We start from the raw sequence: 23,214 nt of genomic DNA on the forward strand, positions 1-23,214 counted from the left end.
CGTCGGGCCAGCAGCAGCCGGCCTCTTGGGGTCAGTGGTGCGTTAGCGTGAACCACGAAGGTCTCCTGTCCGCGATGTGGGTGTCTAAGCAGCTCCACTTCACGACAGGAGACCTTCGCTGTTCAACGACCAGTCACAGCGTGTCGTCGCAATCCCTCAACCAACCTGCCTGGGCAGTACATCTAGCCCGTTGGTGGGTTCGTCCAGCACCATCAGGTCCGGCAGGCCCAGCATCGCCTGCGCGATCGCGAGCCGTTGGCGCATCCCCTGGCTGTAGGAGCGGACCTTCCGTTCGATCGCGTCGCCGAGGTCCGCGATCTCGAGGGCCTCGTCCATGCGGGCCTCGGCGGCAGGCCGCCCGGTGGCCTCCCAGTACAGCCGCAGATTGTCGATGCCGCTCAGGTGCGGCAGCAGCCCTGACCCCTCGACGAAGGACCCGAGCCGGGAGAGCACGGGAGCGCCGGGGGTGACCTTGTGGCCGAAGACGCGGATCTCGCCCTCTGTCGGCGCGATCAGCCCCATCAGCATCCGCAGGGTGGTGGTCTTACCCGCGCCGTTGGGGCCGAGCAGCCCGAGAACCTGGCCGCGGCGGACGGTGAAGCTCACCCCGTCGACGGCGCGGAAACCGTTGTCATAGGTCTTGCGCAGGTCGGTGATGACCAGGGGAGTGTCGACGAGGGCCGGATCGACCTCGGCCGCGACGCGGCGACGGCGGCGGATCACGCCGACGGCCACGAGCAGCGCGGCCCCGCCGAGGATGCAGGCGATCCCGATCAGCGGGGCGATCGGCAGCGAACGGCTGGAGGTTGTTGCGGGCACGCTCGGGACAAGGAGGCCGGCGTCTGCGAGGGCCACCGAGTACTGGGCCGGGCTGAGCGGGTTCGCGTAGGCCTGGTCGGTGGTGGTGACGACGACCTCGAGGTGGTGTCCCTGCGGAACCTGGAACGCGATGCCGGGCAGGGTCACCGAGATCGGGATCGGCCCTGGACCGTCGGGCAGGCGGATCGCGGAGACCGCGCCGCCGGGAAGGGTGCGCCGGCCGTCGGGGCTCACGTCGTACAGCTTCGCGAACAGTACGGCGTCCCCCGGCGCGGAGGCGGCGGTGACCGTGAGCCGCACCGTTGGGGCACCCGTGATCGTGAGCGGGCGATCGAGCGGGGCGGTGGCGAACGCGGCGGACTGGCCGGGCGGGTCGGCCACCAGCTCCGCAGCCGGTCCGCCCGCGGCGCCCAGGTTCGACAGTGCCGAGCCGAGGCCGGGCACCGCCGACAGTGCGGCGGGTGAGGCGCCCGGCGGCCGGATGATGCTCTGCGATGCAGGGCCGGCGAGCGGGAGCTCGGACGTCGGGGTCGGCGGCGCTCCCGCGACCAGGCCCGGGTAGTCGGCGGCGGTCATCCGCCGGTAGGAGGGGCGCCCCTGATCGGTCGGGGTTCCGGGGAGCGAGAACACGAACTCCTCGTCGACCTCGCCCGACCCGCGGAGCCGGTCCGACAGGAACCGTGACGTCGCGGACTCGCTGAACCGGGTGCCCTCGCCCCCGGCGTCGTGCCCCCCGGGAAACCAGCGCACCTGGACGGGCGTGTCGGACGCGGCGATCTGGCGCGCGGTCGCATCGGACTGGTCCAGTCCGAACAGCGTGTCCTGTTCGCCCTGGATCAGCAGCGTCGGCGCCGTGATCGCGCCCGCGACCGCCGCGGGGGAGTGCGCGCGGAGCAGGTCGAGCAGTTCCTGGCTCGGCTTCCCGGACACCGCGGCCGCGGCGTACTCCCGGCAGAACTCCAGCGCGAACCGTCCGCACGGGTCCGGTGCCGCTCGTGGTCCGGCCGCGTCCGTGCCTGCCTCGGACGGGGCCGTGCCCGCGCCGAAGAAGATGCCTGCCCAGCCGCGCTTGAGCACGCCGGGGCCGCCGTATCCGGCAGCCGCGGGCGTCGAGGGTGGCTGCGTCTCGAGCGTGCCGAAGTTCGGAAACAGGGCGTGGCCCAGGTCATTCCACGTGATCGCCGCGGCGATCGCATCGATTCGCGAGTCGAGTCCGCCGAGCATCAGGGCCAGTGCGCCGCCATAGGATCCGCCCGCAACGCCGATCCGCGGGTCGCCGGGGCCGTCCCGCTGGACCTCGCCGCGCGCGGCCAGCCAGTCGACGAGTCCGCGAGCGTCCGCCACCTCGCGATCGGGGTCGTTCAACGAGATCTGGCCGGTGCTCTGCCCAAAACCCCTTGCGCTGAAGGCCAGCACCACGAACCCGTCCTCCGCGAGCGCTCGCGCCTGTGCGGCGACGGAGTCCTTGCTGCCGCCGAACCCGTGCGCGAGGAGCACGGCGGGGGCGGGGGTGTGCTGCGGAAGATACAGGCGGGCATCGATTTTGACCTGACCCGACTCCGCGGGACCCGCGGGCATCGTGACCGCGACATCCTCGGTCACCGGCGCGGGCGGTTCGGTGATCGACCTGGTCACGGCGACGGCACCGACGCCGACCGCGACGAGTGCGGCGGCCACGGCGATCCGGGTCCTGATTCCCTGCGGCCGGGGGATTCGCATGAGATCTAATGTAGCGAGGAGGCGCCGATGTGCGTTGTGCCGCAATTCCCCCTAACCCGATCGCGATCCGGCTAGGGTCTTTCCCAGCGGCCGGGCTGTCCGTGTTCTCTGCGGCGCTCCGGTCAGACCTGAGCACCTTGGAGGATTCAATGAGCGCCTACCGCACCATCGTCGTCGGAACCGATGGCTCGGATTCGTCCCTGAAGGCAGTGGACAAGGCAGCGTCGCTGGCGTCGGATGCCGGCGCGAAGCTGGTCATCGCCTGCGCCTACTACCCGGCGGATCCGAAGGACATCGAGGCCGCGCAGGACACCCTCCGTGAGGACGCGTACCAGATCACCGGTTCCGCGCCGACCTTCGAGATCCTGCGGTCCGCCCGCGAGCGGGCGCATGCGGCCGGTGCGACCGATATCGTCGAGCGCGCGGTCGTCGGCGCCCCCGTCGACTCGCTGCTCGCGCTCATCGACGAGGTCGAGGCCGACCTGCTGGTGATCGGCAACCGCGGACTGAACACGCTGACCGGGCGTCTGCTCGGATCGGTACCCTCGGACGCGGCGCGCAAGTCCACGTCCGACGTCCTGATCGTGCACACGGTCCGCTAGCCGCGTCCGACATCTCCCGCCCCCGCCGGCCTCGCCGACGGGGGCGGTTTGTCTTTGCGCCCGTGAAAGCTATTCGAGTACAGACAGTTTCGACAGTCCCTCCGGAAGCGGGTGCGCGTGCACGACGCCGAGTCGCTGCGTGGCGCGGGTGAGCGCGACGTAGAGGTCGTTCATGCCGCGCGGTGACTCGTCCACGATCCGGCCGGGCTCCACGATGAGGACCGAGTCGAACTCGAGCCCCTTCGCCTGGCGGACCGAGAGCACGCTCACCGAATCCGAGACCAGGTCGAGGTACTCGTCGACGCCGGACTCGCTGGTCAGGACCGCGACGAGGCCGGGCCCGGTCTCCGCGGCGACCAGCCGACGGACCTGTTCGGCGACCTCGCCCTCGGGAACCCGCCGTGCCCACGGCCGCGTCCCCGAGTCACGCACCGAACGCGGCACCGTCTGGCCGGGGTCGATCCGGGCGAGCACGTCCTGCGCGACCTCCATGATCTCGGACGGCGTGCGGTAGTTCACCGTCAGCTCGGTCAGCTTCCAGCGCCGGGCGACGTACGGCTCGAGCACCGTCTGCCAGGACGAGCTGCCGGCCGGATCGCCCGTCTGGGCGGTGTCGCCGACCAGGGTCATCCAGCGATTCGGGATGCGCCGCATCAGCATTCGCCATGCCATCTCCGAGAGTTCCTGCGCCTCGTCCACGATGACGTGTCCGTAGGTCCAGGTGCGGTCGGCCGCAGCGCGCTCCGCCGCGGTCTGGGACTGCCGCAGATCCTGACGCTGCGCGAGCTGCCCGGCGTCGATCAGGTCGTACGCCATCAGGATCTCGGGATCCAGCTCGTCCTCGAGGTCCTGCGGGGCCGAGCCGGTGAGGATGTCGAGGGCGCCCTGGGCATCGGCGATCTGCGCCCGCCATTCGCGGTCCGCGCGCTCGCGCTCCGCCGCGTCGTCCACGCCGAGCAGTTCGGCGAGCTCGTCGAGCAGGGGCGCGTCGGCGGCACTGAATCCCGCTACACCGGTGCGGTGCAGCAATTCGCGCTGCTCGGCGGTGAGATCGCGTGCCGCCGTGGCCAGCCGCTTCCGCGAACCGAGCAGGTCGGCGAGCACCCGCTGGGGCGTCAGCTGCGGCCACAGCCCGTCGATCGCGGCCATCACCTCGGGGTCGCCGCGCATCTCGTCGCGGATGTCGGCGATGTCGTCGCGGCTGAGCAGGTTCGCCCCGCCGAGCACATTCGACCCGATCCGGGCCGCGTGCTGATCGGCGAGGGCCTCGATCACCGCCGAGACGAAGATCGGCCGGGCGAGGTTGTGCGGGCGCCGCGACGAGCGGGCCCGCCCGCGCGCGCGGGTGACGACCTTGCGATCGAGGGTGATCGGGTAGGAGTCGAACCTCAGCCGGATCGGCTCCTGCGGGGTCTCCTGCCGGTCCCGGACCGCCTGCTTGAGTACCTCGACCATAGCGAGCGAACCCTTGACCTCGCCACACTCGAGCGAATCCTGATGTGTGGCACGCACTCCCGGATAGAGATCGCCGATGGTGGAGAGCAGGACACCCGTCTCACCGAGCGAGGGCAGCACCTGGCCGATGTAGTCCAGGAAGGTGTCGTTGGGTCCGACGATCAGCACGCCGCTCTTCGCCAGCTGCTGCCGGTAGGTGTAGAGCAGGTACGCCGCGCGGTGCAGTGCCACCGCGGTCTTGCCGGTTCCAGGTCCGCCCTGGACGACCATCACCGACTTGTGCTCGGACCGGATGATGGCGTCCTGCTCCGACTGGATGGTCTCGACGATGTCGTTCATGTGGCCGGTCCTGGCCGCGTTGAGCGCGGTGAGCAGGGCGCTCTCGCCCGCGACGCCGCCAGCGCCGTCGAGGGCCCCCGCGCGCTCCGCGGTCGCGAGGTCCAGGTACTCGTCGCCGAGCCCGGTGACCTTCCTGCTGCGGGTCCTGATGTGCCTGCGCCGGGTGACGCCCTCGGGTGCGGCCGGGGTCGCCAGGTAGAACGGCCTGGCCAGCGGCGCCCGCCAGTCCAGCAGCAGGGTCTCGTAGTCGTTGGCCTCATCGAGGATGCCGACCCGGCCGATGTAGCGTCGCGCGTCGCCGTCGGGGCGCTCGGTGTCCTGGTCCTGCCCGTCGAGGTCGATCCGCCCGAAGCAGAGGCCGTTCTCGGCCGCGTCGTACTTCGCGATGTCCTCGGTGTACATCAGGCTGAACGACTCGCGCTCGCTGCGGGCCTGGGGGGTGCCGCCGGTCTCGAGGAGCACCTTGCGCAGGCGGGTCGCGGCGTAGTCACGCATCGAATCCAGACGGTCGTACAGCATTGACACGTACTGCTGCTCGCGCTCACGTTCGTCGTGCTGCAGCGCCTCGTCCGGCAAGTGGTCTCCTCGGGCGGTAGGGGAGGGAAAAGTGCCAAGCGAGTCTAGTGGCCGGGTGGCTCGGACGCAGAAGGACCAGGTCAGCGCGTCGTCCGCTCTCAACGCGTCGCGTTGTTCAGTCGGTGCGGAGGGTCTCGTGTACCGAACGCCAACGGAGTCCGTTGCGGGCGCCCGGCGCGGGGACCAGGACGGCGGTGACGATCCGCACGCCGGCCCCGGCCCCGGTCACGGTGTGATGCGTCTCGTGGAACCGGGCGATCGCCACCTCGGCGGTGACGAGCTGCACCTCGACCGCCGTGATCGCGACCCTGAGCCCGGGTGCCGCGTTGCCCGCCCCGCGCAGCGAATCGGCGAGCTCGTCGCCGGACACGACGTGCCCCTCGGTCGTGACGAGGGAGAAGTCCGCGGTGTGGGCGCCGATGAACTCCGTCAGCAGTGCCGGGTCCGCGACGGTCCCCAGCCACCGTTCGAGCACCGCGTGGTGATCCTCGACCTCTCGGATGATCCGGGACTCAGGGGCAGCGATCACGAGCCCAGGTCCGCGACGGCCCGTCGGGCCCGCCGCACGGCGCGTTCGGTGCCGACGCCAACCGTGTGACCCAGCTGGGCGCCGCGCTCGGCAGCCGTTTCGGTCAACTCGGCGCCGTGTTCGCGCGCGAGCGCGAGCAGCTCGGGGGCGCGTTCCTGTGCCGTTTCCGCGAGGGCTGCCCCTCGTTCGCGGGCGAGCGCGAGGAGTTCCGGGGCGTGTTCCTGTGCTGTCTCCGCGAGGGCTGCCCCTCGTTCGCGGGCGAGCGCGAGGAGTTCCGGGGCGTGTTCCTGTGCTGTCTCCGCGAGGGCTGCCCCTCGTTCGGCCGCCTCGCCCGCGAGCTCACGGACCCGTTCCGATGCGGACTGGAGTCGCTCGCCGACCGCTCCGTGCGCCTCACCCTCCTTGGAGGTGGGCAGCGCCGCCAGCACCGCACCGGAAGCCCGACGGGCCGCTCGGCGGCCCCGCCAGCCGAGCGACGGCTTGCCCTCGGTGTCGACGCCTGCGATCAGTAAACCGCCGAGCAGGCTCATGTTCTTGAAGAACTGGGTCCGGTGTGCGGCCCGCTGCACCGGATCGGACTCCCTCCAGAAGGCGTGGCCTGCGAGCGTGGTCGGCAGCAGGCTGCCCGCCAACGTCAGCGACGCGACGCGCGGAGCCTTGCCGATGGCCAGCAAGGCGCCCGCACCGACCTGGATCGCCCCGTTCAGGCGCACCAGGTTCGTGGGGTCAGAGGGCACCAGCGCCGCGACGCGGTCTGGGAGAGCGCCATGTGCTTGCTGGATGACCGGCTCCGCGACGTCTGCTTTCCCGGCGGGATGTCGGAGTGCATCGATGCCGCCGGTGATGAACACCGTTGCGAGCAGGGGGCGGGCGATTCGACGGACCAGCATGGCGTGGCCTCCCTCGTGATCGGGTCTACTCCACCCTAGCCAAGGCCGGGCGTCACCAACCGCGTTCCTGCCACTCGGCGAGGAACGGCCGCTCGGTGCCGATCGTGGTGTCCTTGCCGTGGCCCGGGTACACGATGGTGTCGTCGGGGAATCGCTCGAAGAGCTTGGTCGTCACGTCCCGATACAGCGAGGCGAACTTCTCCGCATCGGCGGTCTTGCCGACTCCACCGGGGAACAGCGAGTCGCCGGTGAAAAGGTGGACCTGGCCTGAGGACGGATCGGTCAGTGCCAGCGCGATCGAGCCGGGGGTGTGACCGGCGAGATGGATGACCTCGAGTGCGAGCCTGCCCACCTCGACCAGGTCGCCATCGGTCACGGTGCGGTCGGGCGCGACGGGGAGAGGGTCCGCGTCGAGGGCGTGCGCGATGGTGGGTACGCCGGTCTTGCCGACCACCTCGGCGAGCGCGAACCAGTGGTCGGGGTGCTGATGGGTGGTGACGATCGAGGTGAGGGTGGGCGCCGCGGTCGAGATCAGGCTCACGAGCCGGTCCGCGTCGTTCGCGGCGTCGATGAGCAGGGATTCACCGGTCTCGGAACAGACCACGAGATAGGAGTTGTTGTCCATGGGGCCGACGGAGATCTTGGTGATGCTGGCGCCGGCGAAGGACCGCCGCTGTGGGTCGGAATCCACCGTGAGCTCGCCGGTGTAGTTGTCGTCGATTGTCATCTGCTGCCCGTCCATGGTGGGGACGCTACCGTCGAATGGGTGCGGGCGAGGGTTCGGGCGCGCGATCGGCCGCGGGTGACCCGGGGTCGTCTGATCGCGGCTCCACCGTCGATGTCGGTACCCCGGCCTACCATGTGCAGCGCGTGAGGACTATCGCCTCTGCGTCGACGAGAAGGGACATCGAGTGGCGGACCGCTTGATCGTGCGAGGAGCGCGTGAGCACAACCTGCGAGGCATCGATATCGACCTGCCCCGGGACAGTCTCATCGTCTTCACCGGGTTGTCCGGCTCGGGCAAATCGTCGCTCGCGTTCGACACCATCTTCGCGGAGGGACAGCGCCGCTACGTCGAATCGCTGTCGGCCTACGCCCGCCAGTTCCTCGGGCAGATGGACAAGCCCGACGTCGATTTCATCGAGGGCCTCTCGCCCGCGGTGTCGATCGACCAGAAGTCGACCAACCGCAACCCGCGATCCACGGTCGGCACCATCACCGAGGTGTACGACTACCTCCGTCTGCTCTACGCCCGCGCAGGCACCCCGCACTGCCCGGTGTGCGGCGAGCAGATCGCGAAGCAGAGCCCCCAGCAGATCGTCGACCAGGTGCTCGCCATGGAGGAGGGCACCCGTTTCCAGGTGCTCGCGCCGGTGGTGCGCACCCGCAAGGGTGAGTTCGTCGACCTCTTCGACCAGCTCAACACCCAGGGCTACGCCCGCGTCCGGGTGGACGGTGTGGTGCATCAGCTGACCGACCCGCCGAAGCTCAAGAAGCAGGAGAAGCACGACATCGAGGTGGTCATCGACCGCCTCACCGTCAAGGCGAGCTCGAAGCAGCGGCTCACGGACTCCGTGGAGACCGCGCTGCGCCTGGCCGACGGCATCGTCGTCCTCGACTTCGTCGATCGGGACGAGAACGCGCCGGACCGGGAACGCCGCTTCTCCGAGTCGCTGGCCTGCCCGAACGGGCACGCCCTCTCGATCGACGATCTCGAGCCGCGGTCGTTCTCGTTCAACTCGCCGTACGGCGCCTGCCCGGAGTGCACCGGCCTCGGCATCCGCAAGGAGGTCGACCCGGACCTGGTGGTGCCGGATCCGGAGCTGAGTCTCGAGGACGGGGCGATCGCGCCGTGGTCGATGGGGCAGACCTCCGAGTACTTCGGCCGCCTGCTGTCCGGGCTCGCCGACATCATGGGCTTCGAGATGTCGACCCCGTGGAACGAGCTGCCCGCCAAGGCGCGCAAGGCGGTGCTCGAGGGCAGCGCGGACCAGGTGCACGTCAAGTACAAGAACCGGTACGGGCGGACGCGCTCGTACTACGCCGAGTTCGAGGGCGTGATGCCCTTCCTGCACCGTCGGCTCGAGCAGACCGAGTCCGAACAGATGAAGGAACGCTACGACGGGTACATGCGCGACGTGCCGTGTCCGGCGTGCGACGGTGCCCGGCTCCGGCCGGAGATCCTCTCGGTCACCATCTCGGCGGGGGAGCACGGCAAGAAGTCCATCGCCGATGTCGCCGAGCTGTCGATCTCGGACTGCGCGGATTTCCTGAACAGCCTCACGCTCGGTGCCCGCGAGGAGGCCATCGCCGGTCAGGTCCTCAAGGAGGTGCAGGCGCGGCTCGGCTTCCTGCTCGACGTCGGGCTCGAGTACCTGTCGCTCTCACGTGCGGCAGGCACCCTCTCCGGCGGGGAGGCCCAGCGGATCCGGCTGGCCACCCAGATCGGTTCCGGCCTGGTCGGCGTGCTCTACGTGCTCGACGAGCCGTCCATCGGACTCCACCAGCGTGACAACCGGCGGCTGATCGACACGCTGACCCGGTTGCGGGACCTCGGCAACACGCTCATCGTCGTCGAACACGACGAGGACACCATCAGGACCTCGGACTGGGTGGTCGACATCGGCCCGCTCGCGGGCGAGCACGGCGGCAGGGTCGTGCACAGCGGCCCGTACGAGGAGCTGCTGACCTGCGAGGAATCGCTCACCGGCGCATACCTTTCCGGCCGGTCGACGATCGATGTGCCCGCCATTCGCAGGCCCGTCGACAAGAAGCGTCAGGTCACGGTGATCGGGGCCAAGGAGCACAACCTCAAGAACATCGACGTCAGTTTCCCGCTCGGCGTCCTGACCTCGGTGACCGGCGTCTCCGGCTCGGGAAAGTCGACACTGGTCAACGACATCCTCGCGACCGTGATGGCGAACAAGCTCAACGGCGCGCGCCAGGTCCCCGGCAGGCACACCAGGATCAACGGGCTCGACCAACTCGACAAGCTGGTCCAGGTGGACCAGTCGCCGATCGGCCGGACGCCGCGCTCGAACGCGGCCACCTACACCGGCGTGTTCGACAAGATCCGGACCCTGTTCGCCGCGACGACCGAGGCGAAGGTGCGCGGCTACCAGCCGGGACGGTTCTCCTTCAACGTCAAGGGCGGCCGGTGTGAGGCGTGCTCGGGAGACGGCACGCTCAAGATCGAGATGAACTTCCTGCCGGACGTGTACGTCCCGTGCGAGGTGTGCCACGGGGCCCGCTACAACCGGGAGACCCTGGAGGTGCACTACAAGGGCAAGACCATTGCCGAGGTGCTCGACATGTCCATCGAGGAGGCCGCCGACTTCTTCGAGGCGATCACCTCGATCCACCGCTACCTCAAGACGCTCGTCGAGGTCGGTCTCGGCTACGTACGGCTTGGCCAGCCGGCGCCGACGCTGTCCGGCGGCGAGGCGCAGCGGGTGAAGCTGGCCGCTGAGCTGCAGAAGCGTTCCACCGGGCGCACCGTGTACGTGCTCGACGAGCCGACCACCGGCCTGCACTTCGAGGACATCCGCAAGCTGCTCGGCGTCGTCAACGGGCTGGTGGACAAGGGCAACACGGTGATCGTGATCGAGCACAACCTCGACGTGATCAAGACGTCGGACTGGGTGGTCGACATGGGGCCCGAGGGTGGGTCGGGCGGCGGAACCGTCGTCGGGGAGGGCACCCCGGAGCAGATCGCGGCGGTGCCCGCCAGCTACACCGGCAGGTTCCTGCGGGAGGTGCTCGACCAGCAGCCAGCCGTCAACGGCAAGGCCAAGGCGTCGGCGACGGGTGAGACGAAGCGGAAGCGGGCGCCGCGCAAGGCGGCGGCCGCGGTCTGACGCGGAAGGCGGCCACAGACGGCAGTGCGGGCCGGGTCCTCATGGACCCGGCCCGCACCGCTGTCTGTGATCGACCGTTCGCTAGACCGTGCCGGTCTCGGTGGGAACGTTAGAGCCGCTCGAGGCACCCGCGAGCATGGAGTTGATGATGTTGGCGATGGATCCGAACAGACCGTCGATGTCACTGGGGTTGGGCATGTGAGCTCCTTCTTCATTGCGATGTGCGGTGTTCAGTTCGAGATCGCCGGCTAGCCGGCGATCTCGTTGGCTGGAGACGAATCGAGCTGCTGCCCCATCCCCGGGTGTCGGACGACGGGGCGGGTTGAACGAAAGTGATCCCCCGATCCGGAATCTTTGTACACGAGCGGGACTGGACGTACGTACGGAATCTGAAGCCTGCTTCCCGCCAACGAATGTGACGTCTGTCACAAGATGCTGGTGGGGTTGAGGGGAGGGGGAACGTTGCTGCTCGGCGCGCTGATTAGGCCCGCTCAGGAGTTTGAGGACATCGCGCGCGCGGCGCGCACAGATGCCTCGATCAAGGCGCGGAGTTCGGACTCGTCGACGTCGGCGAGCCGCTTGATGTAGACGCAGCCCTTGCCGGTCCGGTGCTTGCCGAGGCGCTGCAGGGCGTCGCGGTGGTCGTCCAGGTTCAGGCTCAGATAGAGGGTGAGGGCCGTCGACCGGGGGGCGAACCCGATCAGTGCCGTGTTGCCGTGATGCCCGCTGGCGTAGCGGTAGGTGCGGTTGCCGAACCCGATGATGCTCGGACCCCACATTGCGGCCGGCTCGCCGGTCGCGGCGCGCATCAGGTCGATCAGGTGTCCGCAGTCGGCTCTCGTGACGTCGTCGGTCAGCGTGCCGAGGAACTCCTCGACGTCGGCGCCGGTCGGCTGGGTCTTGTTCGCCACGGATCCAGTATCGCCGTTCGCCCCGGCCGCCACCGAGGGAATCGGGTCACTCGATGGCGGCGGGGTGGAGGGTCAGTAAACGGGTCCGGTGTACTTCTCGCCGGGGCCGTTGCCGGGCTCGTCGGGATGGGCGGATGCCTCGCGGAAGGCGCGCTGGAGCGCCTGCAGTCCCTCGCGGATCGGACCCGCGTGCGGGCCGAGGTACTCCGCCGAGGCGGTGACCAGGCCTGCGAGCGCGGTGATCACCCGGCGGGCCTCGTCCAGGTCGAGGTGGTCGCTCTCGTCGGGGTCGGGTGAGGAGAGGCCGAGCTTCTCGGCGGCCGAGCTCATCAGCATCACTGCGGCGCGGCTGATGACCTCCACTGCGGGCACATCGGCCAGCTCGCGGACGTCGCCCGTGTGAGTTTGCTCTGTCATGCCTGCTAGACTTCCATACACGACCGCCCCCGACGATGTTGGGGGCAGCAAGTGGAGTCCGACTCCCACCGCTATCCGGCGCATCAAACACGCTGGTCAGCGGTCCGGTCGCCCGCCCTTTGGGTGTGATCTCGGCACGGTGTTCCGTGTGGAGATCATGCCAGGGTCGGGTTCCCTCTCCTGAGGGGGTGAAGGCCGCGATGTGATCGCGGCGGACATCGAACCGGTCGACATCGGGCCTCGCATGGTGAAAATCCAGCGGGGCTCTTTTGTTGGGAGAGAGCGGGCAACGGGCTGCCGGCGGTCAGGACGACCACGCCGCTCAACCTAGGAGGCCCCATCAGCACTGAGACCCGCATCAACGATCGCATCCGCGTACCCGAGGTTCGACTCGTCGGACCCGGCGGTGAGCAGGTCGGGATCGTGCGTGTTGAAGATGCACTCCGCTTGGCCCTCGAGGCCGATCTCGACCTGGTCGAGGTGGCGCCCGACGCCCGTCCGCCGGTGTGCAAGATCATGGACTACGGCAAGTTCAAGTACGAGGCCGCGCAGAAGGCGCGCGAATCGCGCAAGAACCAGACCCTGACCGTGATCAAGGAGCAGAAGCTCCGTCCGAAGATCGACGACCACGACTACGAGACCAAGAAGCGCAACGTTGTGCGCTTCCTCGAGGCGGGGTCCAAGGTCAAGGTCACCATCATGTTCCGCGGTCGCGAGCAGTCCCGTCCCGAGCTGGGCTTCCGGTTGCTGCAGCGCCTTGGCGCCGATGTCGCCGACCTCGGCTTCGTCGAGACCTCGGCGAAGCAGGACGGCCGCAACATGACGATGGTGCTCGCCCCGCACAAGGGCGCCAAGACCCGAGTCAAGGCCCAGGAGAGCGCTCAGGCTCCGGTGCCCCAGGTTCCGAGGCCCGCCTCGGCGCCCGCGCCGGAGGCACCCGCTGCGGCACCCGAGGCTCCGGCCGGAGGCGCTGCACCCGAGGCGCCGAGCAGCTAGCCAGACCAGCACCACCGAAATGCAGTACCGAAGAAACACAGAACTGAGGACTCCATGCCCAAGATGAAGAGCCACAGCGGCACCTCGAAGCGATTCAAGGTGTCCGGCAGCGGCAAGATCCTGCGCCAGAAGGCCGGCCGTCGCCACTTGCTCGAGCACAAGCCCACCAAGGTGACCCGTCGCCTCGATGGCAAGGCCGTCGTCAGCAAGGCTGACACCCCGCGCATCAAGCGCCTGCTCGGCATCTGATCGAGACCAGCACTTTTTGACCAACCCAGGAGCGCCCGTCGCGCTCCGAGATTGACAGGATTTCCCAGTGGCACGCGTAAAGAGGGCGGTCAACGCCCAGAAGAAGCGTCGTTCGATTCTTGAGGCCTCCAAGGGCTACCGTGGACAGCGCTCGCGCCTGTACACCAAGGCCAAGGAGCAGCAGCTCCACTCGCTCACCTACGCGTACCGGGACCGCCGCGCGCGCAAGGGTGACTTCCGCAAGCTGTGGATCACGCGTATCAACGCCGCCGCGCGCGCGAACGACATGACCTACAACCGATTCATCCAGGGCCTGAACGCCGCGGGTGTCGAGGTCGACCGCAAGATCCTCGCCGAGCTGGCCGTCTCCGACGCCGAGGCGTTTGCCGGCCTGGTGGCCATCGCGAAGGCCGCCCTGCCTGCCGACGTGAACGCCCCCGCCGGGGAAGCAGCCTGAGCAAGCTGAACCAGGAGCGACCCGTGGACCCGTTCACCGAGCGGACTCCACGGGTCGTTTCTGCTGTCAAGCTGTTGCGCGGCGCCGAGCGCAAGAAGGCGGGGCGCTTCCTCGCCGAGGGCGCGAATTCGGTGACCGCGGCGCTCGCCACCGGCCGTGTGGAGGAACTCTTCTTCACCGATGAGGCCGGCGCCAGGTACGGCGAGCTCATCGCCGGGGCAACCGCAGCGGGCGTGCGGGTCTCGCCGATCACCGAGCGGGCCGCCCGGTCACTCAGTGACACGGTGACCCCGCCGGGGTTGGTCGCGGTGTGTGGACTCCTGGACGTCCCGCTGGGGCAGGCGTTGGACGGGTCGCCCAGGTTGCTGGCCGTCCCAGTGTCGGTGTCCGAGCCCGGTAACGCGGGAACGGTGATCCGGGTCGCGGACGCGGTCGGGGCCGACGCGGCGATCCTGGCAGGCGACAGCGTCGACCCGCACAACGGCAAGTGCGTGCGTTCCTCGGCGGGCAGCGTCTTCCACCTGCCGATCGCGCGGGAGCGGGACGTGGCCCTTGTGCTCGAACAGATCACCGCCGCGGGGGTGCAGATCCTGGCGACCGCTGCCGACGGCGAGGTCGATCTCGACGACGCGGACGAGTTGCTGGCCCGGCCGACCGCGTGGCTGTTCGGCAACGAGGCGCACGGGCTGGACCCGGCGATCGCCGCAGTGGCCGACCATCGGGTGCGGATTCCCATCCACGGCCGCGCGGAGAGCCTGAACCTGGCGACCGCCGCCGCCATCTGCCTGTACGCGAGCGCGCGGGTGCAGCATCGACAGGACCGACCGACAACCTAGGATTGTTCTGCTGTGCGCCGGGTGCGCAGGGCGCGACGACCATCGACGAGGAGTTTGACCAGCCGTGGCAAAGAACGAGGCCGAGACTTCAGGACCGATCGACACCGAGGCGCTGACCGAAGACGCGCTCGGTGCCGCGGCCGAGCGGGCCGAGTCGGCGTTCGCCGCCGCAGGCGATCTCGACGCGTTGGCCAAGGCGAAGATCGACCATCTGGGCGACAAGGCGCCGCTGTCGCTCGTCCGGCGTGCTCTCGGCGCGTTGCCCGGCAAGGAGAAGGCGGACGCGGGCAAGCGGGTCAACGCGGCACGCACCAGGGCCACCACGGCATTCGATGCCCGCCGTGAGGTGCTCCTCGCCGAGCGCGACGCCGCCGTGCTCGTCGCGGAGGCGATCGACGTGACGCTGCCCGCCCAGCGTCGTCCGGTTGGCGCCCGCCACCCGATCACCATCATCTCCGAGCAGGTCTCCGACGTGTTCGTCGCGATGGGCTGGGAGGTCGCCGAGGGTCCCGAGGTGGAGACCGAGCACTTCAACTTCGACGCGCTCAACTTCCTGCCGGATCATCCCGCCCGCACCATGCAGGACACGTTCCACATCGCGCCCGAGGGCTCGCGACAGGTGCTGCGCACGCACACCTCGCCGGTGCAGGTCCGCACCATGCTCTCGCGGGAGGTACCGATCTACGTGGTGTGCCCTGGGCGCACCTTCCGGACCGACGAGCTGGATGCCACGCACACGCCGGTCTTCTCCCAGCTGGAGGGCCTGGCGATCGACAAGGGCCTGACCATGGCGCACCTGCGCGGCACCCTCGACGCCTTCGCCAGGGCCCTGTTCGGCCCGGACACCCGGACCCGGATGCGGCCCAACTACTTCCCGTTCACCGAACCATCGGCTGAGGTGGACGTGTGGTTCCCGGGCAAGAAGGGCGGCGCGGGCTGGGTCGAGTGGGGTGGCTGCGGCATGGTCAACCCGAAGGTGTTGCGGGCCAGTGGAATCGACCCCGACGAATATTCCGGATTCGCGTTCGGCATGGGTCTGGAGCGAACCCTGCAGTTCCGCAACGGCATCCCGGACATGCGCGACATCGTCGAGGGCGACGTGCGATTCACGCTGCCCTTCGGTGTCCAGGCCTGATCGACGAGAACGAGAGAGCTGAGTAGACGTGCGAGTAGCGCAATCGTGGCTGACCGAGATCCTGCAGCGGGCGACCCCCGACTGGGAGGTGACGGCCGAGGAGTTGGACGCCGGTTTCGTGCGCGTCGGCCTCGAGGTCGAGGAGGTCGACGTCCTGCACCGGGTGCCGGGGCCGCTGGTGGTCGGCCGGGTCGTGTCGATCACCGAGCTCACCGAGTTCAAGAAGCCGATCCGGATGTGTCAGGTCGACGTCGGAGAGTCCGAGCCCCGCGGAATCGTCTGCGGTGCAAGGAACTTCGCCGAGGGCGACCTGATCGTCGCGGCCCTGCCCGGCGCGGTGCTGCCCGGTGACTTCAAGATCGCCGCGCGCAAGACCTACGGCCAGGTGTCCGACGGGATGATCTGCTCGGTCGCCGAACTCGGGATCGGCAAGGATCATTCGGGCATCCTGGTGCTCGAGCCCGGCACGGCCGAGCCCGGTGCCGACGCCAACGAGCTGCTCGGCCTCGGCGACACGATCATCGAGCTGAACATCACCCCCGACCGCGGGTACTGCTTCTCGGTGCGCGGGCTGACCAGGGAGCTGGCCTGCGGGTTCGACCTCGAGTTCGCCGACCCCGCTGTGCTGCCCACTCACGGGGTGGACGGGGAGGCGTGGCCGCTGACGGTGCTGCCGGAGTCCGGGTCACCGCGCTTCGCGCTGCGTCGCGTCACCGGGATCGACCCCGCCGCGGTGTCGCCGTGGTGGCTGCAGCGCAGGCTGTTGCTCTCCGGTGTGCGTCCGATCTCCCCTGCGGTCGACGTCACCAACTACGTGCTGCTCGAGCTCGGACAGCCGCTGCACGCCTTCGACGCGAACAAGCTGACCGGTGGCCTGGTGGTGCGCCGGGCCGCCGCGGACGAGAAGCTGACCACGCTCGACGGGGTGGAGCGGACGCTTGACGCCGAGGACGTGGTGATCGCCGACGACACGGGCGCGGTCTCCCTCGCCGGTGTCATGGGCGGTGCCAGCACCGAGGTCGGCGCCGGGACCACCGAGGTGCTGCTCGAGGCCGCGATCTGGAACCCGCTCGCGGTGTTCCGGACCTCCCGCAGGCACAAGCTGATCAGCGAGGCCAGCAAGCGGTACGAGCGCGTGGTGGACCAGGCCCTGCCCGTCGCCGCGCTCGACCGCGCGGCCGCGCTCCTGGTGGAGATCGCGGGCGGCCGCATCGAGCCGGTTCTCACCGATGTCGGCGGGGTCGACGAGCCCGCTCCGATCCACATGGACATCGATCTGCCCGATCGGGTGGCCGGTGTGGCGTACCCGAACGGCACCGCGGCCAGGCGGCTGACGCAGGTCGGTTGCGGCGTGGACGTGGGGGTCAGCGAGTCCGGCCACGGCCAGCTCGTGGTGACCCCGCCCACCTGGCGGCCGGACCTGGAGCAGCCGGCGGATCTGGTGGAGGAGGTGCTGCGCCTCGAGGGTCTCGAGCAGATCCCTTCGGTGCTTCCCGCCGCACCCGCAGGCCGCGGCCTGACCCCGCAGCAGCGTCGCCGCCGCGCCGTCGGTCGGGCGCTCGCGTTCGACGGGTACGTCGAGGTGCTGCCGACGGTGTTCCTGCCCACCGGGGTGTTCGACGCCTGGGGCCTCGACGCCGACGATCCGCGCCGTACCACCTCGAAGGTGCTCAACCCGCTCGAGTCCGATCGCCCCGAGCTTGCCACCACCCTGCTGCCGGGCCTCTTGGAGATCCTGTCCCGCAACACCTCTCGTGGCCAGCGTGACCTCGCGTTGTTCGGCGTCGCGCAGGTCGTCCTCCCAGGGCCCGACACCAAGCCGGTGCAGGCACTGCCGGTGGACCGGCGCCCGACAGACGAGCAGGTCGCGGACCTGCTGAAGTCGCTGCCCGCGCAGCCGACCCACGTCGCCGCGGTGCTGACCGGGCTCAGGGAACCGAGCGGACCGTGGGGCGCGGGCCGCGCCGTCGAGGCCTCCGATGCCTTCGCGGCCGCGGAGACGATCGCCGAGGCGGCCGGTGTGTCCCTCGAGCGGCGGGCCGCCCAATACCTGCCCTGGCATCCGGGCCGCGGCGCCGAACTGCTGGTCGACGGAGTCGTCGTCGGGCACGCGGGTGAGCTGCATCCGGCCGTGCTCGAGCGCAGCGGGCTGCCGCCGCGTACCTGTGCGGTGGAGATCGACCTGACCGCGCTGCCGATCACCGAATCGCTTCCCGCGCCTCGGGTCTCGCCGTTCCCTGCCGTTCTCCAGGACGTCGCGGTCGTGGTCGACGCCACTGTGCCCGCCGCCACCGTGGAGGCGGCGCTGCGCTCCGGCGCGGGCGAGCTGCTCGAGGAGATCCGGCTGTTCGACGTGTTCGAGGGCGCCCAGGTCGGCGAGGGGCGCAAGTCGCTTGCCTTCGCGCTGCGGTTTCGCGCCGCGGATCGGACGCTCACCGAGGACGAGGCCTCCGCCGGTCGGGACGCGGCCGTCGCCGCGGCCTCCGCCGCGGTGGGTGCGCAGCTTCGGGCCTGACCCTATCCGTCGAGAGTGCACTTGCCGGGGCATCGGCCGAGTCGGCCGCCGGCAGGTGCACTCTCGACGCGGGCTGCCGTAGCCTTGCGGCAAGTCGACGGAATGAGGTGTCATGACCGATTCCCAGAGCGTTGCCGATGGGCTGAGCGGGCTCACCGACCAGGAACTGGTGCGGGTGATCGCCGCCGCGACCGCGGGCCGTCCGGCGCTGGCGTCGATCGCGGCTGCCGCGAGCGCGATCGGCGGCGACATCCCGGCTTCGCCGGACGTGCCGATCCCGGCGGAGGTGCCCTTCCCGCCCGACGCGTCGATCCCGCCTGACCCAACGGTGGTGGCGGGCGTCCCGGTGCCGACGGCGGGATCCGGGCTGCCGACCGCGATGCCAGCGCCCGACTACACCGACTCGGGTGTGCCGACGTTCGACTCGGTACGCGAGAAGATCGAGACCCGCGCCGGGACCGCGGCTGGTGCCACCGAGCTCGATGCGGAGTCCCCGGCCGGTCGCACCGTCGCGGAGCAGTGGGAAGAGCGGCAGAAGGTGGCTAAGAGCAAACTCGACGAGATCCGAAAGTCCATGGACTCGTAGGACCCCCGGCGTACGGTGTAGCCATCTCGCTGTGCAACTTCACAACCAAGACGTGGAGGTAGTGCCATGGTCTGGTCGGAAATCGGGGTCGTGTTCGGCTTCGTGGTCGTCGGCGCCGCCATCGCGGTCGTCCTCATCGGTGTCACGATGCTCTTCATCGTGTCGATCTGGGAGAACTTCGGGCAGCGCAAGCCGCGCGGATTCCCCGACGAGCCCGGCGACGGCAGGCGCCGGTCGCCCGCATTGCGCCTGGAGTGAGCGCGAACGGCCGGCCAGGTCGGACCTGGGTCCGCCACCGGGCCGGCCGTCCTCGAACTACTGGCGGTCCAGGATCGCCGTGAAGTCGGTGCCAACCGGGAGCGTGCCGTATTCGAGGTCACGCTCGGGCCCGAGTCGCGCCGCCAGGAAGGCCTCGGCGACCGCGGACGGTGCGGTGCGCAGGAGCAGTGAGCCCTGCAGGCCGAGCGCCATCGCGGCAGCCACGGGACGTGCGCGCAGCTGAGCCTGCGCCGTGTCGAGGGTCGAAAGCTCGGCGAGCGCGCCGCGAATCCGGGTGAGGTGTTCGTCGAACAACCGCGACGACCCGGAGGCGAGCGCGAGTTCCGCGTCGAAGGCCGCGACGGATTCGGGCTCACGCGTCATGGCGCGCAGCACGTCGAGGGCGATCACGTTGCCGGAGCCCTCCCACACCGCCATCACCGGCTGCTCGCGGTACCGGCGAGCCAGCGGGAACGCCTCGGTGTAGCCGTTGCCGCCGAGGCACTCGAGCGCCTCGTAGGCGTGGTGCGGTCCGCGCTTGCAGATCCAGTACTTGCTGACCGCGGTGGCGAGCCGGCGGAACGCCTTCTCGGTGTCGTCGGCGTCCTCGTCGTGGGCGCGGGCCAGGCGCAGCGCGGTCGCGGTCGCGGCCTCCGACTCGAGCGCGAGGTCCGCGGCGACCGCGGTCATCGCGGGCTGGTCGATCAGCGTCGCGCCGAACGCTGCGCGGTGGCGCACATGCCACAGGGCCTCCGCGACCGATTGGCGCATGCCCGCTGCCGAGCCGTACACGCAGTCCAGCCGGGTGCGCGAGACCATCTCGATGATGGTGCGGACGCCGCGGCCCGGTTCGCCGACCAGATGCCCGATCGTGCCGTCGAGCTCGATCTCCGACGAGGCGTTCGACTTGTTGCCGAGCTTGTCCTTGAGGCGCTGGATGCGGAAGACGTTGCGGGTGCCGTCCTCGAGCACCCGGGGGACCAGGAAGCAGGACATGCCTTCGTCCGTATAGGCCAGGATCAGGAACCCGTCCGACATCGGTGCCGAGCAGAACCACTTGTGCCCGGTCAGCGACCAGCTGCCGTCGGAGTTCGGGACCGCGCGGGTGGTGTTGGCGCGGACGTCGGATCCGCCCTGCTTCTCCGTCATCGCCATGCCGAACAGCACGCCCGGCTTGCTGCCCGGCGCGGCGAGTCCGCCGTCGTACCCGCGTGCGTAGAGGCGCGGCAGCCACAGCTCGGCCAGCTCGGGGGAGAAGTCAAGGGCGGGGACGACCGAATGGGTCATGGAGACCGGGCAGGAGTGACCGGGCTCGACCTGCGCGAACATCATGAAGGTGGCGGCGCGGGCGACGTTGGCGCCGGGCTTCGGGTCGGCCCACGCGGAGGTGTGGGCGCCGTGCTCGACCGCCGCGCCGATGATGCGGTGATAGGCCGGGTGGTACTCGACCTCGTCGATCCGGTGCCCGTACTTGTCGTGAGTGTGCAGCGTCGGGAGCACGGTGTTGGCCAGCTCGGCGTCGTGCTGGAACTCCGCTGTGCCGACCAGTGCGCCGACCTCGGTGAGATCGTGCTGCGCCCACTCGGCGTCGTAGCGGCGCACGCCCTCCACGAGCGGGACGTTCGAGGTGTACTCGTTGACATCCACCCGAGGGGGTGCCTGGTTGAAGACCTCGTGGGTGCGGTGCGGCGAGGCGACTGTGTTCGTCATGTGTTGGTTCCTTCTTGGGTATCGGCTGCGGTCAGGCGGCGAAACCGACCGCGCGCAGGCACAGTTGGAGGATGGCGTCGACGATGTCGTCGTCGGAGAAGGTCTCGGGTAGCTCCACGGGAACGGGGGAGAGTCGGCCGGTGAGGGACTCGCTGATGGCGCCGATCAGTGCAGCCGCGGCGATCCCGACGTGCTGTTCGGGCAGCTCGCCCTCCTCGATACCGTCGCGCAGGATCGCGGTGGTCAGTTCGACGTAGGAGCCGCGGTAGACGAGCCGTTCCTCGTCGACCCGGGGATCGACCGGTTCGAACAGCAGCGACCAGGCCATCTGGCGGCCCCGGATGGCGCGCCGGGCGAACGTCTCGACCAGCGCGCGCAGTCGGTCAGCCGCGCTCGAGTGCTGGGCGACGGCCAGCCGTACTTCGTTGAGTTCCTGGTCGGCGCCGCGGCGGAACACGGCGGCCAGCAGGTCGGCCCTGCCGTCGAAGTACGAGTACACCGATCCGACGCTCACGCCGCAGTTCTCCGCGATGGCCTTGACCGAGGCGGCGGAGAATCCGCCGGCCGCGACCAGTTTCCCGGCCTCGGCGAGCAGCACCTCCCTGCGCTCCGCCTGGGCGGCGCGGGTCTTCTCCGTCGCTCGGTAGGCCATGTGGTCGGCGCCTTTCGCAAAACTATGAATCGTGATTCAATCCTTGTCGATCCCGACTGTAGAACGAATCGCCGTAGACGGCAATCCGGCCGCAACGACATGCCGGGCGCCACCCGAGGAGGACCCATGGACCTGACGACGATGCTGGAGAGCACCTGCCGGAAGTTCCCGGACAAGGAGGCGGTGGTCTACGAGGCCGAGCGCCTCAGCTACCGCGAACTCGTCGCCGCGTCGAAGCGGGCGGCCGAGGTGCTGCGCGGCCGGGGTGTCCGGCGCGGCGACCGGGTCGCGGTGATGACCTACAACACCCCCGGCTTCGTGATCGCGGCCTTCGGGGCGTGGCGAGCGGGCGCGGTGCTGGTGCCGGTCAATCACAAGCTGGCACCCCCTGAGGTCGAGTACACGCTCACGCATTGCGGCGCGAAGGTGGGTGTGGTCTCGGCCGCGCTCCGAGCGAACGCGGAAGCCGGTGCGCCGCAGGTGGACTGGCTGCTCACCGAGCTCGGTGACGACGCCGAGGGAAACGCCGACCGGGACTTCGACGCGCTCGTGGACGTCGCCGACGAGTGGGCAGGCGTCGAGGTCGAGGAGACCGAGATCGCCCAGGTGCTCTACACGTCGGGAACCACCAGTGCCCCGAAGGGCTGCCTGCACACGCACCGCTCGATCACGACCGTCGCGCCGTACATCGCGACCACCCTCGGCCTCGACCGCGACGAACGGGTGCTGATCGCGATGCCGATCTGGCATGCGGCCCCACTCAATGTCTGGTTCGTCCCGACGATGTTCCTCGGCGGCACGGTCGTGCTGATGCGCGAGTATGCGCCGCTGCCCTTCCTCGAGATCATCGGCGCCGAGAAGATCACCGCGTTCTTCGGCGCACCGATCGCCTACCTGGCGCCGTTGCAGGTGGTCCGCGCCGCAGGCATCGACATGTCCACCTACGACTTCTCGACGATGCGGCGATGGACATACGGCGGTGCGCCGATCGGTGCCGAGGTGGCGCGGCAGCTGCAGGACGCGTACCGGTCCGAGGACTTCTACCAGGTGTACGGGATGAGCGAGATGGGCCCGACCGGAACCGCCCTCTATCCCCACGAGCAGATCGCCAAGGCCGGGTCGATCGGGCGCGGCGGCATGCCGGGCGTCGATCTGCGCGTCGTCCGGCCGGACGGCCTCGACGCCGGGCCGGGGGAGACGGGCGAGATCTGGCTCGCGAGCGACACCCGGATGGTCGGCTACCTCGACAACGACGAGGCCAACGCCGAGGTGTTCGAGGGCCGCTGGTACCGCTCCGGCGACGTGGCGCGGGTCGACGAGGACGGCTACCTCTACATCGTCGATCGCACCAAGGACGTCATCATCACCGGCGGCGAGAACGTCTACTCGCAGGAGGTGGAGGAGGCGATCCGCCCGCGCACGGACATCGTCGACGTCGCGGTGATCGGGCGGCCGCACCCGCAGTGGGGCGAGACGGTGGTCGCGGTGGTGGCGACCGTCGGTGGCGCGACGCTCGAGCTGGACGAGCTGCGGGGGTACCTGGCCGACAAGCTGGCCCGCTACAAGATCCCGCGTGAGCTGGTGGTTGTCGACGAACTGCCGCGCAATCCCTCCGGCAAGCTCACCAAGCACGTGATCCGGGAGGCGGTGCTGTCCTGACCGGCGCGAGGCCCGCCGATTCGGCCTGATACCGTCCGAACCGCATC

20 protein-coding genes are annotated in these 23,214 nt (G+C 69.7%); 11 read left to right on the forward strand and 9 right to left on the reverse strand.

Annotated features, from left to right (window positions below; translation table 11 throughout):
* Positions 1–156: 156 nt before the first annotated feature.
* Entirely contained in the window at positions 157–2,538 is a 2,382-nt protein-coding gene (locus tag BR31_RS29865) for an alpha/beta fold hydrolase (RefSeq protein WP_081830656.1), read from the reverse strand.
* 149 nt (positions 2,539–2,687) lie between these two features.
* Between BR31_RS29865 and BR31_RS0123830 the strand changes: the two genes are divergently transcribed.
* A complete protein-coding gene (locus tag BR31_RS0123830) occupies positions 2,688–3,140 on the forward strand; it encodes a universal stress protein (protein ID WP_027503181.1) in 453 nt (150 codons plus the stop codon).
* Between the two features lie 69 nt (positions 3,141–3,209).
* Here BR31_RS0123830 and BR31_RS0123835 read toward each other — a convergent pair whose 3' ends face one another.
* From BR31_RS0123835 to BR31_RS0123850, 4 genes are all read right to left on the reverse strand, one after another.
* On the reverse strand, positions 3,210–5,510 hold the full coding sequence (locus tag BR31_RS0123835; protein WP_027503182.1) for a HelD family protein: 2,301 nt from the start codon (positions 5,508–5,510) through the stop codon (positions 3,210–3,212).
* Positions 5,511–5,625: 115 nt separating this feature from the next.
* On the reverse strand, positions 5,626–6,039 hold the full coding sequence (locus tag BR31_RS0123840; protein WP_051637695.1) for a hypothetical protein: 414 nt from the start codon (positions 6,037–6,039) through the stop codon (positions 5,626–5,628).
* The gene (locus BR31_RS0123845) at positions 6,036–6,929 is read right to left on the reverse strand and encodes a DoxX family protein (RefSeq protein WP_027503184.1); all 894 of its coding nucleotides are present in this window, start codon (positions 6,927–6,929) and stop codon (positions 6,036–6,038) included. The genes BR31_RS0123840 and BR31_RS0123845 overlap by 4 nt, the downstream gene beginning before the upstream one ends.
* A 52-nt stretch (positions 6,930–6,981) precedes the next feature.
* Positions 6,982–7,671 (reverse strand): MBL fold metallo-hydrolase, encoded by a 690-nt coding sequence (locus BR31_RS0123850; RefSeq protein ID WP_027503185.1) that lies wholly within the window; start codon positions 7,669–7,671, stop codon positions 6,982–6,984.
* A gap of 169 nt (positions 7,672–7,840) precedes the next feature.
* Here BR31_RS0123850 and uvrA point away from each other — a divergent pair, with 169 nt between their 5' ends.
* Positions 7,841–10,786 (forward strand): excinuclease ABC subunit UvrA, encoded by a 2,946-nt coding sequence (gene uvrA, locus BR31_RS0123855; protein ID WP_027503186.1) that lies wholly within the window; start codon positions 7,841–7,843, stop codon positions 10,784–10,786.
* Between the two features lie 491 nt (positions 10,787–11,277).
* Here the strand turns inward: uvrA and BR31_RS0123865 are convergent, their stop codons facing one another.
* Positions 11,278–11,697, reverse strand: a complete 420-nt coding sequence (locus tag BR31_RS0123865; RefSeq protein WP_027503187.1) for a DUF1801 domain-containing protein — start codon at positions 11,695–11,697, stop codon at positions 11,278–11,280.
* Positions 11,698–11,769: 72 nt separating this feature from the next.
* Entirely contained in the window at positions 11,770–12,114 is a 345-nt protein-coding gene (locus BR31_RS0123870; RefSeq protein WP_027503188.1) for a DUF1844 domain-containing protein, read from the reverse strand.
* A gap of 294 nt (positions 12,115–12,408) precedes the next feature.
* On the opposite strand from BR31_RS0123870, the gene infC reads away from it, so the two are divergent.
* The 8 genes from infC to BR31_RS0123910 all read left to right on the forward strand — a co-directional run bounded on the left by infC (position 12,409) and on the right by BR31_RS0123910 (position 19,146).
* The gene (gene infC, locus BR31_RS0123875; protein WP_072752160.1) at positions 12,409–13,110 is read left to right on the forward strand and encodes a translation initiation factor IF-3; all 702 of its coding nucleotides are present in this window, start codon (positions 12,409–12,411) and stop codon (positions 13,108–13,110) included.
* A 54-nt stretch (positions 13,111–13,164) separates the two neighbouring features.
* Entirely contained in the window at positions 13,165–13,359 is a 195-nt protein-coding gene (gene rpmI / locus BR31_RS0123880; protein ID WP_027503190.1) for a 50S ribosomal protein L35, read from the forward strand.
* Positions 13,360–13,426: 67 nt separating this feature from the next.
* A complete protein-coding gene (rplT, locus tag BR31_RS0123885) occupies positions 13,427–13,816 on the forward strand; it encodes a 50S ribosomal protein L20 (RefSeq protein ID WP_027503191.1) in 390 nt (129 codons plus the stop codon).
* 23 nt (positions 13,817–13,839) lie between these two features.
* A complete protein-coding gene (locus tag BR31_RS0123890) occupies positions 13,840–14,652 on the forward strand; it encodes a TrmH family RNA methyltransferase (RefSeq protein WP_027503192.1) in 813 nt (270 codons plus the stop codon).
* A 64-nt stretch (positions 14,653–14,716) separates the two neighbouring features.
* A complete protein-coding gene (pheS, locus tag BR31_RS0123895; RefSeq protein WP_027503193.1) occupies positions 14,717–15,787 on the forward strand; it encodes a phenylalanine--tRNA ligase subunit alpha in 1,071 nt (356 codons plus the stop codon).
* 28 nt (positions 15,788–15,815) lie between these two features.
* On the forward strand, positions 15,816–18,302 hold the full coding sequence (pheT, locus tag BR31_RS0123900) for a phenylalanine--tRNA ligase subunit beta (protein ID WP_027503194.1): 2,487 nt from the start codon (positions 15,816–15,818) through the stop codon (positions 18,300–18,302).
* A gap of 112 nt (positions 18,303–18,414) precedes the next feature.
* The gene (locus BR31_RS0123905; protein WP_027503195.1) at positions 18,415–18,888 is read left to right on the forward strand and encodes a hypothetical protein; all 474 of its coding nucleotides are present in this window, start codon (positions 18,415–18,417) and stop codon (positions 18,886–18,888) included.
* Positions 18,889–18,954: 66 nt separating this feature from the next.
* Positions 18,955–19,146, forward strand: coding sequence for a hypothetical protein (locus BR31_RS0123910; RefSeq protein ID WP_027503196.1), 192 nt, complete (start codon positions 18,955–18,957; stop codon positions 19,144–19,146).
* Between the two features lie 57 nt (positions 19,147–19,203).
* Here the strand turns inward: BR31_RS0123910 and BR31_RS0123915 are convergent, their stop codons facing one another.
* Together BR31_RS0123915 and BR31_RS0123920 are read right to left on the reverse strand one after the other, a co-directional pair.
* Positions 19,204–20,856 (reverse strand): acyl-CoA dehydrogenase family protein, encoded by a 1,653-nt coding sequence (locus BR31_RS0123915; RefSeq protein WP_027503197.1) that lies wholly within the window; start codon positions 20,854–20,856, stop codon positions 19,204–19,206.
* A 31-nt stretch (positions 20,857–20,887) separates the two neighbouring features.
* A complete protein-coding gene (locus tag BR31_RS0123920; RefSeq protein WP_027503198.1) occupies positions 20,888–21,508 on the reverse strand; it encodes a TetR/AcrR family transcriptional regulator in 621 nt (206 codons plus the stop codon).
* Between the two features lie 126 nt (positions 21,509–21,634).
* On the opposite strand from BR31_RS0123920, the gene BR31_RS0123925 reads away from it, so the two are divergent.
* Positions 21,635–23,167, forward strand: a complete 1,533-nt coding sequence (locus BR31_RS0123925; RefSeq protein ID WP_027503199.1) for a class I adenylate-forming enzyme family protein — start codon at positions 21,635–21,637, stop codon at positions 23,165–23,167.
* Positions 23,168–23,214: the final 47 nt, after the last annotated feature.

The sequence above is a fragment of the Rhodococcus sp. UNC363MFTsu5.1 genome (assembly GCF_000686785.1).
In the GTDB taxonomy this organism is placed as follows: domain Bacteria; phylum Actinomycetota; class Actinomycetes; order Mycobacteriales; family Mycobacteriaceae; genus Rhodococcus_G; species Rhodococcus_G maanshanensis.

What these genes read in the sequence shown, in the direction of transcription:
- BR31_RS0123845 (WP_027503184.1), bottom strand. Translation starts at nt 6,929, where the DNA reads ATGCTGGTCCGTCGAATCGCCCGCCCCCTGCTCGCAACGGTGTTCATC.
- BR31_RS0123910 (WP_027503196.1), top strand. Translation starts at nt 18,955, where the DNA reads ATGGTCTGGTCGGAAATCGGGGTCGTGTTCGGCTTCGTGGTCGTCGGC.
- BR31_RS0123915 (WP_027503197.1), bottom strand. Translation starts at nt 20,856, where the DNA reads ATGACGAACACAGTCGCCTCGCCGCACCGCACCCACGAGGTCTTCAAC.
- BR31_RS0123830 (WP_027503181.1), top strand. Translation starts at nt 2,688, where the DNA reads ATGAGCGCCTACCGCACCATCGTCGTCGGAACCGATGGCTCGGATTCG.
- BR31_RS0123870 (WP_027503188.1), bottom strand. Translation starts at nt 12,114, where the DNA reads ATGACAGAGCAAACTCACACGGGCGACGTCCGCGAGCTGGCCGATGTG.
- BR31_RS0123905 (WP_027503195.1), top strand. Translation starts at nt 18,415, where the DNA reads ATGACCGATTCCCAGAGCGTTGCCGATGGGCTGAGCGGGCTCACCGAC.
- BR31_RS0123850 (WP_027503185.1), bottom strand. Translation starts at nt 7,671, where the DNA reads ATGGACGGGCAGCAGATGACAATCGACGACAACTACACCGGCGAGCTC.
- BR31_RS29865 (WP_081830656.1), bottom strand. Translation starts at nt 2,538, where the DNA reads ATGCGAATCCCCCGGCCGCAGGGAATCAGGACCCGGATCGCCGTGGCC.
- rpmI (WP_027503190.1), top strand. Translation starts at nt 13,165, where the DNA reads ATGCCCAAGATGAAGAGCCACAGCGGCACCTCGAAGCGATTCAAGGTG.
- BR31_RS0123920 (WP_027503198.1), bottom strand. Translation starts at nt 21,508, where the DNA reads ATGGCCTACCGAGCGACGGAGAAGACCCGCGCCGCCCAGGCGGAGCGC.
- BR31_RS0123925 (WP_027503199.1), top strand. Translation starts at nt 21,635, where the DNA reads ATGGACCTGACGACGATGCTGGAGAGCACCTGCCGGAAGTTCCCGGAC.